The following is a 17,627-nucleotide window of genomic DNA, read 5'->3' on the forward strand; positions in this document are numbered from 1 at the left end:
ACGGCTTTGAACACCTTCCCACTCATTTTCGATGGGCACAATGATGTGTTGTCCAAGTTGGCTTCGACCGGTGGTGTTTCAGAAGCGGGCCAATTTCTGAGCGGCCTGGAAGGCGCAATCGATCTGGTCAAATCCAAAGAGGGTGGGTTTGGCGGCGGGTTCTTTGCCGTGTGGGTGCCGTCGCCAATGGATGTCGACGCCAAGATGGAAGAGATGGTCCAGCCCAGATATGACCTGCCGCTTCCCGATCAGATAGATGCTGAAGACGCCTTCCCGGCAGCACTGAGCCAGATTGCCATATTGTTGGAACTGGAAAGGCTGGGCGCGTTGAGTGTTGCACGCTCAGTCGCAGATATCCGGGATTGTCTGGCGCAGGGTCGGATGGCAGCGATATTTCATATCGAAGGTGCCGAAGCGATTGATGCCGATCTGCATTCGCTCGACGTTTTTCATGCTGCGGGGCTGCGCTCGCTTGGTCCGGTCTGGAGCAGGCCAAACATTTTCGGGCACGGTGTGCCGTTCAGATATCCATCAGGGCCAGACACCGGTCCGGGGTTGACCGATTATGGTCTGCGACTTGTCCAACGCTGCAACGCGCTTGGGATCATGCTGGACTTGTCTCATCTCAATGAGAAAGGTTTTTGGGACGTTGCGCGATATTCAGATGCGCCCCTGGTAGCAACGCATTCGAATGCGCACGCCATTTGCCCGCACGCTCGAAATCTGACAGACGATCAGCTTCGCACAATCGCAGAAAGCGACGGGATGGTCGGACTGAATTTTGCCGCCGCGTTTCTGCGCGAGGATGGGCGAATGCTTTCTGACGTGCCGCTGACACAGGTTCTGAAGCACCTAGATCACCTGATCGGGATCTTGGGTGAGGACCGGGTCGGGCTTGGGTCGGACTATGACGGGGCCGTGGTTCCAGACGATGTGACCGACGTAGCGATGCTGCCCCGATTGAGAGATGCCATGGAAACCCATGGATACGGCGAAGAGCTCATTAAGAAGCTCTGCCATGAAAACTGGTTGCGTGTACTTGAGAAGACTTGGGGATCGTAACCGTTAGTGAATAACTTGATGACAGAGAGGACAAAATGAACGCATTTAATAGATTGCTTACCGGTGCGGCGCTGGGATTGGCGCTGGCTGTGACCTCGACTTCGGCAATCGCGGAAACGCCGCCAAACATGTTGGTGATCGCGAACCGTATTGACGACATCACAACACTGGACCCCGCTGAAAGCTTTGAATTTGCCGGATCGGACGTCAGTCGGAATGTCTACCAAAAGCTCGTCAACTTCGACCCGCTTGATCTGGATGCTGGCTATCAGCCCGACGTCGCAGAAAGCTGGGATGTATCTAAGGATGGCAAGTCCATCACATTTAAGATCAGGGAAGGGCTGACCTTCCATTCCGGCAACCCGGTGACTGCTGAGGATGTACAGTTTTCGCTGCGCCGTGCGATCATTCTGAACAAAACTCCGGCCTTTATCCTTACCCAGTTTGGGTTCACGCCGGAAAACGTCGAGCAAACGATTGTTGCGGATGGCAACACTCTGACGATCACAACCGACAAGCCCTACGCGACATCCTTCGTTCTGAACTGTCTGACCGCGACCATCGGTGGCATCGTCGATAAGAAGACTGTGATGGAACACAACAAGGACGGAGATCTGGGCAACGAGTGGCTTAAGACCAACACGGCGGGCTCCGGTGCCTACAGCTTGGTGAGCTGGAAGCCCAATGAAAGCGTGACCCTACAGTCCAACCCTGATTTCTATCTGGGTGCCCCGGCGATGGAGCGCGTCGTTGTCCGTCACGTTCAAGAAAGCGCTAGCCAGCGCTTGCTGCTCGAGCGTGGTGATATCGACGTTGCCCGCAACCTGAACCCCGAAGACGTTGCAGGAGTATCATCAGTTGCTGGCGTCAAGATTTCAGACGAGTTGAAGGGCCGTCTGATGTATGTCTCACTAAACCAGAAGCACCCAGAGCTCAGCAAACCTCAGGTCCGTCAGGCCTTCAAATACCTGATCGACTATGAAGGGATGCGCGACAGTTTCCTGAAGGGTCAGTACACAATCCATCAGAACTTCCTGCCGCAAACCTATCTTGGTGCCTCCGATGAGAATCCCTTCAGCTTCAACGTCGAAAAAGCCAAAGCGTTGCTGGATGAAGCTGGTGTAAGTGGGCTTGAGATCGAAGTTGGCGTGCGCGAAGCGCAAGAGCGGATTGAGATCGCTCAGTCGCTGCAAAATGCGCTGGGTCAGGTTGGTATCACGATGAATATTACTGTCGGTACTGCCAAACAAATTCTGGCGCGGTATCGCGCACGGGAACTGGACGTCTATCTTGGCGCATGGGGTCCGGACTATCCTGATCCGCAAACCAACGCGGGGACGTTTGCCTATAATCCTGACAACTCGGATGCGGCCAATGCAACTGGTCTGTTGGCGTGGCGGAATTCGTGGGATACCGGCGGGCTGACAGAGAAAACAGATGCGGCTGTGGTTGAGAATGACACCGTGAAACGTGCCGGTATGTACAAGGAAATCCAGGCTGAATTCCGTGAGACATCACCATTTGTCGTGATGTTCCAGCAAATTGAGCAATCGGCATTGCGTGAAAACGTAACGGATTTCTCGACCGGTCAGGCGATCACATCGGCGTCGTATTGGCAGGTGACCAAGTAAATGGCTCTGGCCGAAAGACCATCTGAGGGGCGCCGCTCGGCGCCTCTTATCCATTGGATCAAGAGTATCCTGAAAACTCTTGGTACCATTGCAATCACGATGTTGGGTCTGCTGTTCGTGACCTTCATCATCGGCCGCGTCATGCCGATTGATCCGGTGCTGGCGATCGTAGGTGAGCGCGCCTCGCAATCGACTTATGATGCAGTCTACCAACAGCTTGGCCTCGATAAACCGCTGCTGGTGCAGTTTGGGTATTATCTTTGGGACGTCCTGCACGGAGACTTTGGCAACTCGCTGCTGAATGCGCGTCCGGTTTCCGAAGACATCGCACGTGTCTTCCCTGCCACGCTGGAATTGGCGACTTTGGGTGTGATGATTGGCATCTTTCTAGGTGTTCCACTGGGTGTGATTGCCGCCGTGAAGCGGGGGTCCTGGATCGATCAGATCGCCCGTGTGGTCGCGCTTGTTGGCTACTCAATGCCAATCTTCTGGCTGGGGCTTATGGGGCTTCTGGTCTTCTACGGAATTCTTGGCTGGGTTGGGGGACCGGGTCGGTTGGATATCTTCTACGAAGATATTGTGCCCGCGCGTACCGGTTTGATCTTGGTGGATAGTGCCATCGCCCAGGATTGGGACGTCTTCCGCAACGCGCTGTCTCACATCATCCTGCCCGCTGCTTTGCTGGGGTATTACTCACTGGCTTACATCAGCCGGATGACGCGATCCTTCATGTTGGAACAGTTGTCAGCTGAATATGTCATTACCGCCCGCGTCAAAGGCCTGTCAGAACGGCAGGTGATTTGGCGTCACGCCTTCAAGAATATTCGCGTACAACTCATTACGGTCATCGCACTGAGCTACGCCAATTTGCTTGAAGGCTCGGTTCTGACCGAGATCATCTTTAGCTGGCCGGGGATCGGCAGCTACATCACGACCGCTTTGCTGAGTGCCGACATGAATGCCGTCCTCGGAGGAACAGTCGTGGTCGGGCTGATCTTTATCTGCCTGAACATATTCTCCGACCTTCTCTACCGTTTCTTTGATCCGAGGTCGAAATGAGCGACATGACTTTGCGTCAGTGGCTGCTGACCGACGAACCCACATCCCGACGCCACGCCAGACTGGCCAGCCTGTACAAAGGCTGGCTGACACTGCGATCAAACTCGATGGCAATGGTTGGGTTGGCGATCCTAGTTATCCTCGTGCTGACTGCGGTTTTTGCTCCTATCATCGCACCGCAAGATCCTTTTGTTCAGGATTTGTCCAGCCGACTGCTCCCTATCGGCGCCGAAGGACATTTGCTGGGGACCGACAGCCTAGGGCGAGATATTCTTTCACGCTTGATTTATGGCGCGCGGATAACGCTGTACATTGTGGCGTTGGTGGCGCTTATCGCTCCGGTCGCGGGCCTTTTGGTCGGAACCGTCGCGGGATATGCTGGCGGATGGGCAGATGTGATCCTCATGCGCATCACCGATATCTTCCTCGCCTTTCCGCGACTTGTTCTGGCATTGGCTTTTGTAGCCGCGCTCGGGGCAGGGATCGAGAACGCGGTTTTGGCGATCTCGCTGACTGCATGGCCGCCATACGCGCGCATGGCGCGGGCAGAAACGCTTACGATCCGGTCGACCGACTATATCAATGCGATCCGGCTTCAAGGGGCTGGGCCACTGCGGATCATCACCCGGCACATCTGGCCACTTTGCATTTCATCGTTGATCGTAAGGGTCACACTCGACATGGCCGGGATCATTCTGGCCGCAGCCGGCCTTGGGTTTCTGGGACTAGGGGCGCAACCTCCAAGCCCGGAATGGGGCGCCATGATTTCCGAAGGGCGTAGGTTCATCCTTGATCACTGGTGGGTTGCCACGGTGCCAGGGCTTGCAATCTTCACAGTTTCGCTGGCCTTTAACCTGTTGGGGGACGGGCTAAGGGACGCGCTTGATCCAAAGGACGGTGGGCAATGAACTTACTCGACATCGAAGACCTGTGGGTTCGCTTCCCTACCCGTCAGGGCGTGTTTGATGCGGTCCGCGGAGTGTCATTCTCGTTGGGGCGTGAACGGCTGGGGATCGTTGGCGAAAGCGGGTCCGGTAAGTCGATGACAGGGAGGGCCATCCTGCGCCTGATCCGAAAGCCCGGTATCGTCGAAGCCAACCACATCGGTCTTGAGGGACGTGACCTGTTGCAGCTCACCGAGCGCGAGATGCGCAGCGTGCGCGGCAAGCAGATTTCCATGGTGATGCAGGACCCCAAGTTCTCTCTAAACCCGGTGGTCACGGTAGGCGAACAGTTGATGGAGGCGTATCTTCAGCACAATTCCGGCTCTAAATCGCGCGCCAAAAAAATGGCGATCGAAATGTTGGAGAATGTTTCGATCCGCAATCCCGAACGGGTAATGCGGGCATACCCGCATGAAGTGTCAGGAGGTATGGGGCAACGCATCATGATCGCGATGATGCTGATTCCGAACCCTAAGATCCTGATTGCGGATGAGCCGACCTCGGCGTTGGATGTCAGTGTTCAGCGGCAGGTGCTAAACATCATGGACGGATTGGTCAAAGAACGGGGCATGGGCCTGATCTTCATCAGTCATGACCTCAACCTGGTGTCCGAGTTTTGCGACCGTGTCCTCATCATGTACGCGGGACGGATTGTCGAAGTCTGCGAAGCAGATAAGCTGCACCAGGCGCAACACCCATACACTCAGGGGCTGCTGAATTCGCTCCCGCGTCTTGATGAGAAATGTGCGCATCTGAGTGTTCTGACCCGCGATCCCGCCTGGTCAGACGCGCCCAGCGTGAGGGGTTGAAATGACCGCATTAGAAATCAACGATCTGAACGTCTGGTTTGGTCACGCGCATGACCGCGTAGATGCGGTTAAGGGTGCTTGTCTTAGTGTTAACCAGGGTGAGAGCTTTGGTCTTGTGGGTGAAAGCGGCTCGGGCAAATCTACCATCCTCCGCGCGATAACCGGTCTGGCGCCTCAATGGTCTGGTACTATCCGAGTCGAAGGTGAAGCGTTGTCCGGGGCCAAGCGAGATCGCAGGTTTTTTAGAACCGTGCAGATGGTTTTTCAGGATCCATACGCCTCGCTTCACCCGCGGCACACCGTCGATCAGGTGCTCAGTGAAACTCTGCATCTGCACGGACTAGATAATATCGATCAAAGGGTCAAAGGTCTGCTGAACGATGTTGGGCTCGGGCAGCGCTTCCGGTTTCGGTATCCACATCAGTTATCCGGAGGGCAGCGTCAGAGGGTCGCTATCGCCAGAGCGTTGGCAGGCGAGCCGGACATCCTGCTGCTGGATGAACCCACATCAGCTCTGGATGTCAGCGTTCAGGCAGAAGTATTGAACTTGTTGACGGATTTGCGAAGACAACGCGGGCTGACATATTTGATGGTATCCCATGATCTTCCAGTTATCGCGCATATGTGCGATCAACTGGCAGTTATGCGAAATGGTGAGATCGTTGAGGTCATGTCCTCTGAAACGCTGCGTGTAGGCACACCTGAACACCCGTACTCGCAAGAATTGCTGCAGGCCTCGGTCGCCGTTTGACGAGATACGAACGCTGGTTGGCGTACATCTATCTGGCGAAGTGCTTTGAGCGTATTTGCGGCTGATTTCACACGACTTCTCGGAAACCTAAAGGGTCTTGATTGTCGTGTAGATTATGGCGGAGACGAAGGGATTCGAACCCTCGAGACCCTTCCGGGCCTACTCCCTTAGCAGGGGAGCGCCTTCGACCACTCGGCCACGTCTCCGCCGACGGGTATATCCTTGCAAGCGCCGGGAATACAAGGCGAAATTTCCATTTTGTGCCTTACTCCGACAAAATTGGTGAACCCGTTGAAATCACGGTAAAACACACCGACTTACGTGGATTATGGGCAAGAATTGGATTTGTTTTCTGAAGCAATTCCCAGCGACACACCACTCGACCACCAGGTTCGAAACTCCACAACGCATCGAATCCCCGTTCGGCATCGCCGTGTCTGACGTCAGCGCCCATGGGACAGATTAGGTTGATTTGATAAGAGAGGGTTTTTTGCCGACAGCGATATCGTCTCGGTCCATATGCGCCTGAAACCGGACGCGCAAGGTTTCATAACCGCAGCGGATTTTGCGCAGATGCACCCGGGCGTGCTGTTCGTTAACACGTCGCGGGCCGGGTTGATCACTCCAGGTGCCTTGCTTGGAGCGCTCAACGCCGGTCGCCCTGGCAGAGCCGCATTTGATGTGTTCGATACCGAACCACTAACCGACCCGAACGATCCGTTGTAGGCACATCCCAGGCTGATCGCGACGCCGCATATCGATTTTGTGACCGAAGATGAGTTCGACCTGCAGTTTGCTGACATCTTCGATCAGCTAAACGCTTATACAGAAGGCGCGCCGATCCATATGATCAACCCCGAGGTTTGAACCAACGCAGAATGAGATTTGCGGCGATGGGCGCACCGATGATCACCAACACGATCCTTGTCAGATGGTGAGTGATCACAAAGCCCAGATCCGCGCCTGAGACGATGGCCAGAACCGTCATTTCGGCCTGCCCGCCGGGTGCGAAGGCCAAAAACGCCTCGACCGGTTTGCCAAACCCCAACGTGGTGACAACAGCTGTGAAGGCCGCTGCCAGCACGGCCAGCACAACCACGTAAGCGCAGCCCGCGGCCACGACCTTGCGCAACTCTACCCAGGTAACACCGACAAACTTCACGCCAATTCCGCAACCAATGAAGAATTGTGCGGCCAAGATGGCCTCGCGCGGTGGTCGTGTATGGATGAAGTCCCCGAGAGACAAAGCAGCCGTCAGGATCATCGGCCCCAGGATCGATGCGCCGAACAGGCCAATACGCTCGCCACCCTTCCAGCCGATAAAGGCGGCCAGCACCATCAGGGCCAGTTCGTGCAGCGGCAGGTCGCGTGCGGGTTCTCCGATCGGGTTTGTCAGTTCGGCGCCATAAAACACGGTCAGAAACAGCGGGGCCAGCGTCACAATGATCAGCACGCGCGTGCCATGGATCAGCGACAAAGTGCGCGGGTTGGCTCCAGCTTCGGTCCCAAAGATGATCATGTCCTGCAAGCCGCCGGGCATGGCGGCATAGAATGCGGTTGTCCTATCGAAACCCCAGACCCGGCGGAAGAATGGTACGCCGATCAGCGCGATCAACAGGATGAAAAATGGGACCAGTGCAATCGACGCGGCCATTTTAGGCAATTCTGCAAATAGGGCAGGTGTAATTGATGCGCCCACCGCCACACCCAGAATGGTGCGCGCTGCCACTGACACCTGCCCGAACCCTTCCATCGGCGCATGCGCGAGGGCCGCAATCAGACAGGCGCTCATCGGGCCAAACAGAAAGGGCAGCGGCAGATTCAACGTCCAGAAAACTCCGGTGCCAATAAGTGCAAGGCCGAATGTTACAGCCCGCTTTGTCAGAAGAGGCAGTGTGTTGGTCTGCGTGGGCACGGAACGTTTTCCAGCGTTATTGACTCGTTGTGTATTCAACTGTATACAGCAGGATGCAATAAGACAAGTGAGCCTAATGTGACACTACAGGACGACCCCTTACAGCCCGGCCCGCAAGGCTATTCCGCGTACCAACGTCTTTTGGACGATATTCGCGAAGGCAATCTTCTGCCGGGTGAACGCCTGCGAGAAATAGAGTTGTCTGAACGATTGGGAGTTAGCCGCACCCCGGTGCGAGAGGCGATCCGTCAATTGGAGGCTGACGGATTGGTGACCCATGTTCCACGGCAGGGCGCAACAGTGCGCAGTCTGGATTATGCGGAGGTGATGGAGCTCTATGAAATGCGCGCGGTGCTTGAGGGGACAGCTGCCCGTTTGGCCGCCCGCGCTGCGTCAGGTGTCGAACTGGATGAGCTTGAGGTTCTGAATGATCGACTGGCGGAGGCAGGCACGGGCCCAGACGCTGTGCGGATCAACCGGATTTTTCATGCGACGCTGCTGGATGCAGCCAAGAACCGGTTTCTGGCAAAATCAATGTTATCCTTGCAAAAGGCTCTGCTGGTCCTCGGGCCGTCTCAACTGTTAGATGGTGACAGGGCCGAGGCTGCGGTGGCCGAGCATCGGCGCATTATGGCGGCTTTGAACGCTCGCGACGGTGCGGCTGCTGAGACGGAGATGCGTGCGCATATTCAGGCCGCACAACGGATGCGCATCCGTGCATTGCAGGAACGCGACCGCAGGAGAGACGAAACCCAGTAGGTAATCTCGATATGGCCGCTCAAAACGAAGCTTGCGGCATCGCTTTGGTTGAGAGTGTGAACGCAGCTCTCTGCGATGCGATGACAGTCGCCGAGGCAGGGGCCGGGCTTTTGATCCTCGAGACAGCACCGAAACGCTATCGTGGTGGCAATACGCGCTACACATTCTAATTTCTCGACGCGCACTCTGGACCGCTGGGGCCTCTGACCGAGGAATACAACGAGCACGAATTTCTGTTTGATCTGTTGAAGGCCACTGACGGGAAAACTAACGAGCATCTGGCCCGCCTGGCGATCTGCGTGTCCGAGGAATGCCTGTCGTGGGTTGAGGAGCGGGTTGTCCGGCTCCAACCTTCGCTGTCTGGAACCTTATCATTGTCCCGGAGCAATACGTTCTTCATGGGGGGCGTTAAGTCTCTGGAGAATGCAGATTACCGGACCGCGGTTGGTCTGGCGGTAGAAATTCTGTGTAAAGCCACTGTCCCGCAGTTGGAGCTGGCTGACGATAAAATCCAATGGGTGGATTACACCTAAGTTGGGGAATCCCACCGGATTTCGCCAAAGGCCGTGATCGCTCTTTGGGCGGTTCTCAGGCGGATACCAACTGGTTGATCCGCGTATGGGGCGAGCCTGCAAAGAACTTCCTGATCAAGGGAACGGCTCAATGCTGCGGCGTGGTATTGCCGACCTTCTGGGTCAGGGCGTGGAAAGTGTAGGAGACTCGGCCCAATGACACGCCGTTGCCATCGACAGGCGCGCGCCAATGTTCGCCGGAGGCATCGTCACCGCCTGGACAGCATGCCGATTTCCATCGTCGTAAACAAGCACGCCCAGCGGTTCTATGACCAGGTCGAGAATGTCTGGCCCAAGCATTGTGCGATCTGGGGATGTCTTGCCGCTGCACAGACGTGACACCGTACATTTTGCGGCTGAAAAGTTTCTCTGAGAACCGTTGATCAAATCCAATGATGTGGCTGTACCGAGCCTTGGATAAGAGATTTCAAAACGCGGGAAACGCAGGCAAATACCCCGATGCTTGCCAAATGCACCGGTTTGAGCGCATATTTGTCTAGATTTAATGGGTTGAATAACTAATCAGATTTAGCTCTCTGAGGCGACAGATATCGGGCGAGGGGTGATTTAACATCCCAGTGGGTACCTTTTGGGGGAGGGGGACTTGGGTTTGGCCTGGTTAAGATTGTTTTTTGTTTTCATGGTTCTGGCTGCATTACCGGCATCGGTTACTGCCTCTATCGGAAAGGTATTGAGTGCCAAGCAGGGTGCCGATGTAGTTCGCGCTGGCAAAAAGATACGTCTGCGTGAAGGGATGGAAGTTGTTTCCGGAGATACCATTTCTACCGACCGATCCGGCGTCGTACAGTTGTTGTTCGTAGATGATACCAAGATCGCAATCGGCCCGAATGCGCAAATGGTGCTGGATGTCTCAATGTTGCGCGGGAAAAAGAAAGCAAAATCTTTCGCGGTTCAGGCCTTGGGTGGCAGTTTTCGATTCATTTCGGGTAAAAGTAAGAAAAGAGCCTATTCCATACAAACCCCCACAGCGACCATGGCCGTTCGTGGCACAACCTTCGACATGTGGGTTGTCCCGGGTAAGCAAAGTGCCATGCTGGTATTGGAAGGTAAGGTCCGCATGTGCAGTCGATCGGGTAGGTGCCGCTCGACCGGGCGCCAGTGCAGCCTGTTCGCGACTTCACAGGGTGGAAATGTTGGTCGCCCCGTCGACCAGGAACAATATGAGTTGGCACTTAAGAATGGCTTTCCATTCGTTCAGTCGCAAAGGGATCTGCTGAGTCCGCTTCAGGTCGATTTTGGCGGATGCGCTAGGGAATCTGTTCCTCTTGCGATTCGGCAATCAGACATTCCGGTTCAACGAAGCGCGGCACCTCAAAGGGTCATCCAGACCCAAGTGGCGAGGGTGTCCAGAGCTGAAACTTCTGAACCGGAACCTGAACCTCCGGCACCGGAACCCCCAGCGCCAGAGCCTGAACCAGACGTCAGCTCAAATCGTTCTGGCCAAGGGGACGGTTCAAATCCTGCTGGTCGAACCGGACCTTCAGGCGGAACAGGGAACCCTGGCAAAGGCAAAGGTCCCGGGCATGGCAAGGGGAATAGTGGTAGCCCGGGTGATAGAGGCAACGCGTCCGCAGCCGCAAACAGGTAGGTGAAGACATCGCAAGCCTATTTTTCCCCCAGCGCCAAGGAGGCGAATGTGGCGGGTAAGATCAAAGCCAGAATTGGTCGACGACTGGGTTTTCGCCTGGCTGGTTTGGCGCTGATCGTGTTGGGTTGCTTTATAAGAATTCTGGACCCCTACCCCGTACGTATGTCTCGCCTGATCTACTTCGATGTGCTTCAGCGCATCTCGCCAAGGGAATACAACCCCGAATTACCGGTTAAGGTTCTGGATATAGACGAGCAGTCATTGGCTAACTGGGGTCAATGGCCCTGGCCGCGCACATTGTTGGCGCAGATGGTTCAAAATCTAGGTGAAAACGGCGCGGCGGCCATAGCATTTGATATGCTGTTTGCCGAGCCTGACAGGTATTCCCCCGCGCGATTGCTCAATGACCCGGCGCTTGCAGGGGTTCTGACCGTTGAGCGTCATGCGCAAAAAGCCGACTACGATGTCATGTTTGGGCTAGAGGTTGCTCGTTGGCCAGTCGTACTGGGCACCGCCGCCCGAACATCCCAGGAAGGTAGTCAGATCAGTTCCAAGGCCGGCATCGTCGAGATTGGAGAAAACCCGACGGCGGGTTTGGTCTCGGTGCCATACTGGACACCAATTGCACCACCTCTTGACCGCAGCGCCGCGGGAATTGGCGGTGTTAATGTTTCACCGATTGGGGGGATGGGCGTCGTGCGACGTGTCCCAGCCTTGTGGGGTGGGCCAGACGGGGCGCTGCCGGGGTTGGGCATCGAAGCTTTGAGAGTTGCTTTGGATGCCCCTTACATTCTGGTCGAGGGCTCTTCAGAGGAAGAAGGGATCGTACTTGCGGTCGAAATCGGAGATTTTCGACTGCCAACAACTGAAGATGGCGAGGTTTGGGTCAGGTATCGAAAAGATCAGCCAGATTTATATCTGTCGGCAGATGCAATCATGCAAAACCCTGATGATCCGGCGCTTCGATCAGAAATCGAGGGTCATATCATACTGGTGGGCACGTCTGCGGCCGGTTTGTTCGATATGCACCAGACAGCGTTGGGTGAGTCCGTACCAGGCGTTTCGATTCACGCGCAGATTATCGAACAGATTTTAGTTGGTGATTTGCTCAGCAGATCTGATGTGACCGCCGCGCTGGAACTGGTGGCATTTGTGATTCTTGGCATTGTTGTCACCGTGGTGATGTCCAACTTTGGAGCGGTTGCATCATTTGTCACAGGCGGCGTAGCGGCAATGGTGGTGATCCTTATCAGCTGGCTTTCATTTCAGAATCAATCGGTTTTGTTTGATGCGACCTTCCCTTTGGCCGGAGGAATGGCAAATTTCGGGTTGTTGGCAGGCTACCTGTTTATCTCAACTGAACGGGAAAAGCGGGTGATCCGTCAAACCTTTTCGCATTACGTAGCGCCCGAGATCCTCGATGAGATGGAGGCCAATGGGCATCAACTGCAATTGGGTGGAGAAACTCAGGAGATCACAGTGATGTTCTCGGATATTCGAGGATTTACCCCCTTGTCCGAATCGGTATCCGCCACAGATTTGGTGGCTTTGCTAAACGCGCTTTTTTCTGAAATCGGGGACCAGATTCTTGTCGAACGCGGAACCATCGATAAGTTTATCGGCGATGCGGTCATGGCCTTCTGGAATGCGCCACTGCCGGTCGATGATCATCCGTGTCGCGCTGCATTGGCCGCATTGAAAATGCGGGTGGCGTTAGAGAATTTTAACTCTTCCTCCATTATGCGCGATCGTCCTCCGATTGCCCTCGCCACCGGGTGCGCGACCGGAGCCGCCTGTGTCGGCAATATCGGTTCGCGGCGTCGTTTCAACTATACGGTTATCGGGGATGTGGTGAATGTGGCGGCGCGGATCGAGCAGAATTGCCGACATGTTGATTACGACATACTTGTCTCGCACTCGATACAGCAGGCCACAAACTCTGATCTGGCACTGCTTGAGGCGGGGTTTGTTGACCTGAAAGGCAAAAGTGAACCAGAACCAGTTTACGTACTGGTCGGTGATAGGCAACTGGCGGGCAGCGCAGAGTTTAAAGCGTTGGAAGCTGCACATTTTAGGCTATTGGAAGCCGTTCGATCGCGGGCGTCACAGTTTGACGTTGCGAACCTAAGCAAAGAATGTGCGGCGCTCGCTGCGACAATCGAGCCGGGTCTGACATCATTCTATGGCACATTACCCGGGCGTACTGCGGATTTTCGATCGGAGATGGTGCATGCGCAACCGGTATTCAGTCATCATAATGGCCTGCGCGAAAGCGCCACATAGAATCATCACCCGATTACTTTGGAGAAAGAACGAGGCGCAGCTGATTTTCAACTGCGCCCCGCCAGAAAGATCAATCTCGCCCCCTCGAATACTATCTAAAACAAAAACGGGCTAAAACTTTCGATATATTCGAGACCGACCTTCCATCCTCATTGGAATAAACTCATATTTAGACAATCCAACAGAAGATACAGTGAAGAAGTTCACATTACCTTGAAGTTGTATATATTTTTCCCTTATCGCCAATCGAAGAAACCTGGACCAGCTTGTTTCAGAAGAGATGCTGCCATGGACTGGCCCAGTTCGATCCCGTCATCGACCGATGCGGTTACCTCATCGTTGATGGCCTCGGACCCATCCGGGCGCAGAACTTCGCCGCGCAGATGCAACCGGCCATCTCGGATTTCAGCCAATCCAGCTATCGGAGTTTCACATGAACCGTCCAGCCCGGCCAGCAAGCTGCGCTCTGCGGCGAGCCGCTGGCTGGTTTCAACGTGATGAATTGCGGCCAGCATTTCTGCAGCGCGCGTGTCATCGCTGCGTCTTTCAATGCCGATCGTGCCCTGAGCAATAGCAGGTAGCATGTCGACCGTGGAAATGGCGGTCGCTGGGACGTCCTTCATGTCCAATCGGCGCAAACCGGCCATAGCCAGAAAGGTGCAATCGGCCACGCCATCGGCCAGTTTCTTCAACCGGGTTTGAACATTGCCGCGAAACTCAACCACGTTCAGATCGGGCCGACGGTTCAGCAATTGCGCCCGGCGGCGCAGCGAAGACGTCCCGACAACAGCGCCTTCGGGCAGTTCGTGAATCGAGCTCAATGACGGCGAGATAAACGCATCGCGCACATCCTCGCGTGGCAGGAATGTATCCAGCGCCAGCCCGTCAGGCTGTTCCACCGGCATGTCCTTGGTCGAATGCACGGCGATGTCGATCTCGCCTTTTAGCATCGCCTCTTCGATTTCCTTGGTGAACAGACCCTTGTTGCCAATCTCTTTCAGCGGTCGGTCCGCGTCGATCATGGCGCGGTTGTCACCGGTCGTCTTAATCACCACGATCTCGAACGCGTCCTCAGGCAGGTCGAAAGCGGCACCAAGCCTCTGACGGGTTTCATAGGCCTGCGCCAGTGCCAGCGGGGATCCACGGGTACCGATTTTCAGAGGCGATGCGGGGGTAGGCAATATCAGACTCATGTGCACAGCTTTAGTCGCGTCACATTGCCCTGACAATGGGGGCAGAGCTTGACAAATTGCCACTGAGGGCCGACCCGTTGCACCAAACCGGAATACTGGGGGCACGAATGGCCGAGACAAAGAAAGTACTGCGGGCGCTGGCGGGTGAGGTTCAGGAAGTGCCGCCGATCTGGATGATGCGGCAGGCCGGGCGGTATCTGCCCGAATATCGCGCCACGCGTGCACAGGCCGGTGATTTCCTGTCCTTGTGCTATAATCCCGAGCTGGCCGCCGAGGTTACCCTTCAACCCATCCGCCGTTACGGATTTGATGCTGCGATCCTGTTTGCCGATATCTTGCTGGTGCCACAGGCGCTGGGCGCGGATTTATGGTTTGTCACTGGTGAGGGGCCGCGTCTGTCCACGATCACGCAGCAATCGGAATTCGATGCGCTGAAGCCGATTGATGCGATCCATGAAACTCTGTCTCCGGTTTATGAGACCGTGCGTATTCTTTCGCGTGAGCTTCCTTCTGAAACCGCATTGATCGGATTTGCAGGCGCGCCCTGGACAGTGGCGACCTATATGATCGCCGGACGGGGCACCCCGGATCAGGGGCCAGCCCATACGCTGCGTGAAGAAAACACTGCGCTGTTCGAGTCGCTTTTGGATCGGATCACTGCTGCGACGATTGAATACCTGTCAGCTCAGATCGAGGCCGGGGCCGAGGTTGTCAAAATCTTTGATAGTTGGGCAGGATCATTGAAAGGCGAAGCGTTTCAGAAATACGCTGTTGAACCCTGCCGCGTGATTACCGCAGCCATAAAGGCCCGTCACCCGGGCATACCCGTCATCGGGTTCCCGCGCGAAGCGGATCAGGGCTACATCGGGTTCGCCAAAGCCACCGGAGTGGATTGCGTCGCACTGGACAATTCTGTGTCGCCCGAATGGGCTGCTGCGAATGTACAAGTCGATGGGTGTGTGCAGGGCAATCTAGCCTCATTGCATATGGTCACGGGTGGTCAGGCGCTGGTTGATGAGACACGTCGAATTGTTAAGGCCTTTTCGAAAGGGCCACACATCTTCAATCTGGGTCATGGTATTACACCGGATGCCGATCCCGAGAACGTTCAATTGATGATCGATACGGTGCGCGGGCGGTAAGTTGGGCTAAGGGGCCAGCCCCCTCTTGGCCTTCGGCCAATTCACCCCCGAGATATTTTTAGCCAGATGAAGCGGGCGGGAGATCGTTCAGAATTTCATCTGTGTGCTCTCCGCGTTTTGGGCTAGATCGAGGGTGCCAATCGTAGGTTGAGAATCTTGGTGCCGCTGCGGCTTGACGTGTTTCGTCGTGGTCGATCCATGTTTGGCGGGCCGTGTTCATGGGGTGATCTAGCGCTTCTTGCGGGCTTAGGACCGGGGCAACGCAGGCGTCTGTATCTTGGAACAGCGCCGCCCATTCATCGCGAGGTTTCTGGGCAAATATTTTGCTCAGGCGTTCCGTCAGGCCCGGCCACGCAGCTTGGTCATATTGCCGAGCGAATTCTGCATCATCGCCAAGCCCGAGGATATCCAGAAAGCAGCCGTAAAACTTTGGCTCCAGACATTGAACTGAGATGAAGCCACCGTCTGCGCACGTGTAAGTGCGGCTCCAATGTGGGCCGTCCAGCAGGCTTTCACCCCGAGTGTAGGACAGGTTGCCAGTCTGGCGCAGGCTCATCAGAAGATTCATCATATGGGCTGAACCATCGTAGATGGCAGCGTCCACCACCGTGCCTTTTCCTGTGCTTTGGGCATTCAGAAGCCCGGCTAGCAGACCTGCGATCAGATACAGTGCGCCACCGCCGATATCTCCGACGAGCGTTGCAGGTGTTAAGGGTGGTTGGCCAGGTGGGGAAGCGTAAGACAACGCCCCCGAAAGCGCGATATAGTTAAGATCATGGCCTGCAGTGTTGGACAAAGGGCTTTGCTGTCCCCAACCAGTCATTCGGCCATAGACCAGTTTCGGGTTGATCTGATGACAATCCTCAGGGCCCAGCCCAAGCTTTTCCATCACGCTAGGGCGAAAGCCTTCGATCAGCGCATCAGCGGTTGCGATCAGACGTTTCGCTGTCCCTAATTCCTGTGGGTCCTTGAGATCCAGCGCAATGGATCGCTTGCCTCGGTCCAGAAGGGAACGCTCAGGCATTCCCGGTGTGATCGCAGATCCTTTACGGTGAATAGTGATGACGTCCGCACCCATATCCGCCAGCAGCATGGCTGCGAAAGGGCCCGGGCCAAGCCCTTCGACTTCGATGATACGAATTCCGTTCAGCATGGTCCCTCCTGCGACGCAGGGTTTCTGCGTGGCGCAGCGAATGCAAGCGAAGAGTTTGTTTTGCCCCTGCAATTGGGTTGCTTGCATCGACAATTCAGGGCTAGGTCTATGTCGGTCTGCCGTAGGTATGAAAGAGGTTCTCAGATGCAGCTAAGCGATACACGCGAAATTCAGGCGTCACCCGCCGAAGTTTATTCTGCCCTGCTGGATCCTGAAGTGCTGAAAGCCTGCATCAGTGGTGCACAAGGGATTACTGGCGATCCGACTGAAGGATACCATGCGACCGTGGTGCAAAAGGTCGGCCCCGTGAAGGCGACCTTCAAAGGGACCGTTACCATGTCTGATATGGTTGAACCGGAACGTCTGACCATCGCGGGTGAGGGCAAGGGTGGGGCCGCAGGCTTTGCCAAGGGCAGTGCAAATGTAAGTTTTGGGCCAAGCGAGTCTGGCGGCACGCTTCTGATCTACGACGTTGATGCCAAAGTGGGGGGCAAGCTAGCGCAGTTGGGAAGCCGCCTGATTGATGGATTTGCCAAGAAGATGGCGGATCAGTTTTTTGCCAATCTGCAAGAGCACTTTGAAGGGCCACCGCCGGAAGACGATGACGCCGAGGAAGAAACTAAAAAGGGTTGGCTAGGCCGTTTGACAGGGCGAGATTAAGCCCCTGCATACATGCGCATGAGCATGCGCGGAATTGGACTGTTCCAAGATGGTCCCCCGCGATAGGTTGCAGGGCCAGAACGAG

18 protein-coding genes, 1 tRNA gene and 1 pseudogene are annotated in these 17,627 nt (G+C 55.5%); 16 read left to right on the forward strand and 4 right to left on the reverse strand.

Going from position 1 to position 17,627, the window contains the following annotated elements:
- The first annotated feature begins 6 nt into the window (after positions 1-6).
- The 6 genes from AC2FI7_RS11835 to AC2FI7_RS11860 are packed head-to-tail and all read left to right on the forward strand — an operon-like array spanning position 7 to position 6,256.
- A complete protein-coding gene (locus AC2FI7_RS11835) occupies positions 7-1,062 on the forward strand; it encodes a dipeptidase (RefSeq protein WP_010443555.1) in 1,056 nt (351 codons plus the stop codon).
- A 35-nt stretch (positions 1,063-1,097) separates the two neighbouring features.
- Positions 1,098-2,693: an ABC transporter substrate-binding protein gene (locus AC2FI7_RS11840; RefSeq protein WP_010443556.1), complete on the forward strand. Its 1,596-nt coding sequence runs from the start codon at positions 1,098-1,100 to the stop codon at positions 2,691-2,693.
- Positions 2,694-3,752: an ABC transporter permease gene (locus AC2FI7_RS11845; RefSeq protein WP_010443557.1), complete on the forward strand. Its 1,059-nt coding sequence runs from the start codon at positions 2,694-2,696 to the stop codon at positions 3,750-3,752.
- On the forward strand, positions 3,749-4,660 hold the full coding sequence (locus AC2FI7_RS11850) for an ABC transporter permease (protein ID WP_010443558.1): 912 nt from the start codon (positions 3,749-3,751) through the stop codon (positions 4,658-4,660). Before AC2FI7_RS11845 ends, AC2FI7_RS11850 begins: the two co-directional genes overlap by 4 nt.
- On the forward strand, positions 4,657-5,505 hold the full coding sequence (locus tag AC2FI7_RS11855) for an ABC transporter ATP-binding protein (RefSeq protein ID WP_010443559.1): 849 nt from the start codon (positions 4,657-4,659) through the stop codon (positions 5,503-5,505). Before AC2FI7_RS11850 ends, AC2FI7_RS11855 begins: the two co-directional genes overlap by 4 nt.
- A gap of 1 nt (position 5,506) precedes the next feature.
- Positions 5,507-6,256: an ABC transporter ATP-binding protein gene (locus AC2FI7_RS11860; protein ID WP_010443560.1), complete on the forward strand. Its 750-nt coding sequence runs from the start codon at positions 5,507-5,509 to the stop codon at positions 6,254-6,256.
- A gap of 116 nt (positions 6,257-6,372) precedes the next feature.
- Here AC2FI7_RS11860 and AC2FI7_RS11865 read toward each other — a convergent pair.
- A tRNA-Ser gene (locus AC2FI7_RS11865) sits at positions 6,373-6,462 on the reverse strand.
- 292 nt (positions 6,463-6,754) lie between these two features.
- On the opposite strand from AC2FI7_RS11865, the pseudogene AC2FI7_RS11870 reads away from it, so the two are divergent.
- Positions 6,755-6,982 (forward strand): annotated as a pseudogene (locus tag AC2FI7_RS11870) (NAD(P)-dependent oxidoreductase); the annotation flags it as partial.
- A gap of 124 nt (positions 6,983-7,106) precedes the next feature.
- Here the strand turns inward: AC2FI7_RS11870 and AC2FI7_RS11875 are convergent.
- Positions 7,107-8,171, reverse strand: coding sequence for an AbrB family transcriptional regulator (locus tag AC2FI7_RS11875; RefSeq protein ID WP_010443561.1), 1,065 nt, complete (start codon positions 8,169-8,171; stop codon positions 7,107-7,109).
- 78 nt (positions 8,172-8,249) lie between these two features.
- On the opposite strand from AC2FI7_RS11875, the gene AC2FI7_RS11880 reads away from it, so the two are divergent.
- The 7 genes from AC2FI7_RS11880 to AC2FI7_RS11910 all read left to right on the forward strand — a co-directional run bounded on the left by AC2FI7_RS11880 (position 8,250) and on the right by AC2FI7_RS11910 (position 13,394).
- Positions 8,250-8,930, forward strand: coding sequence for a GntR family transcriptional regulator (locus tag AC2FI7_RS11880; RefSeq protein WP_010443562.1), 681 nt, complete (start codon positions 8,250-8,252; stop codon positions 8,928-8,930).
- Positions 8,931-8,941: 11 nt separating this feature from the next.
- On the forward strand, positions 8,942-9,100 hold the full coding sequence (locus AC2FI7_RS11885; protein ID WP_010443563.1) for a hypothetical protein: 159 nt from the start codon (positions 8,942-8,944) through the stop codon (positions 9,098-9,100).
- A 75-nt stretch (positions 9,101-9,175) separates the two neighbouring features.
- Positions 9,176-9,463 (forward strand): hypothetical protein, encoded by a 288-nt coding sequence (locus AC2FI7_RS11890; protein WP_050806489.1) that lies wholly within the window; start codon positions 9,176-9,178, stop codon positions 9,461-9,463.
- A complete protein-coding gene (locus AC2FI7_RS11895) occupies positions 9,445-9,645 on the forward strand; it encodes a hypothetical protein (RefSeq protein WP_139056638.1) in 201 nt (66 codons plus the stop codon). The genes AC2FI7_RS11890 and AC2FI7_RS11895 overlap by 19 nt, the downstream gene beginning before the upstream one ends.
- 13 nt (positions 9,646-9,658) lie before the next feature.
- Positions 9,659-9,841 (forward strand): hypothetical protein, encoded by a 183-nt coding sequence (locus tag AC2FI7_RS11900; RefSeq protein ID WP_010443565.1) that lies wholly within the window; start codon positions 9,659-9,661, stop codon positions 9,839-9,841.
- A 271-nt stretch (positions 9,842-10,112) separates the two neighbouring features.
- Entirely contained in the window at positions 10,113-11,111 is a 999-nt protein-coding gene (locus AC2FI7_RS11905; RefSeq protein ID WP_496833405.1) for a FecR family protein, read from the forward strand.
- A gap of 48 nt (positions 11,112-11,159) precedes the next feature.
- The gene (locus AC2FI7_RS11910; protein ID WP_496816069.1) at positions 11,160-13,394 is read left to right on the forward strand and encodes a CHASE2 domain-containing protein; all 2,235 of its coding nucleotides are present in this window, start codon (positions 11,160-11,162) and stop codon (positions 13,392-13,394) included.
- Between the two features lie 236 nt (positions 13,395-13,630).
- On the opposite strand, the gene hemC is transcribed toward AC2FI7_RS11910, so the two are convergent.
- Positions 13,631-14,587, reverse strand: a complete 957-nt coding sequence (gene hemC, locus AC2FI7_RS11915; RefSeq protein WP_496816070.1) for a hydroxymethylbilane synthase — start codon at positions 14,585-14,587, stop codon at positions 13,631-13,633.
- Between the two features lie 107 nt (positions 14,588-14,694).
- Here hemC and hemE point away from each other — a divergent pair, with 107 nt between their 5' ends.
- Entirely contained in the window at positions 14,695-15,729 is a 1,035-nt protein-coding gene (gene hemE / locus AC2FI7_RS11920; protein ID WP_496816071.1) for a uroporphyrinogen decarboxylase, read from the forward strand.
- A 58-nt stretch (positions 15,730-15,787) separates the two neighbouring features.
- On the opposite strand, the gene AC2FI7_RS11925 is transcribed toward hemE, so the two are convergent.
- A complete protein-coding gene (locus AC2FI7_RS11925; protein ID WP_010443570.1) occupies positions 15,788-16,882 on the reverse strand; it encodes a CaiB/BaiF CoA transferase family protein in 1,095 nt (364 codons plus the stop codon).
- A gap of 144 nt (positions 16,883-17,026) precedes the next feature.
- Between AC2FI7_RS11925 and AC2FI7_RS11930 the strand changes: the two genes are divergently transcribed.
- A complete protein-coding gene (locus AC2FI7_RS11930; protein WP_010443571.1) occupies positions 17,027-17,542 on the forward strand; it encodes an SRPBCC family protein in 516 nt (171 codons plus the stop codon).
- Positions 17,543-17,627 lie beyond the last annotated feature (85 nt).

It is taken from the genome of Ruegeria sp. YTSA064, from assembly GCF_059610325.1.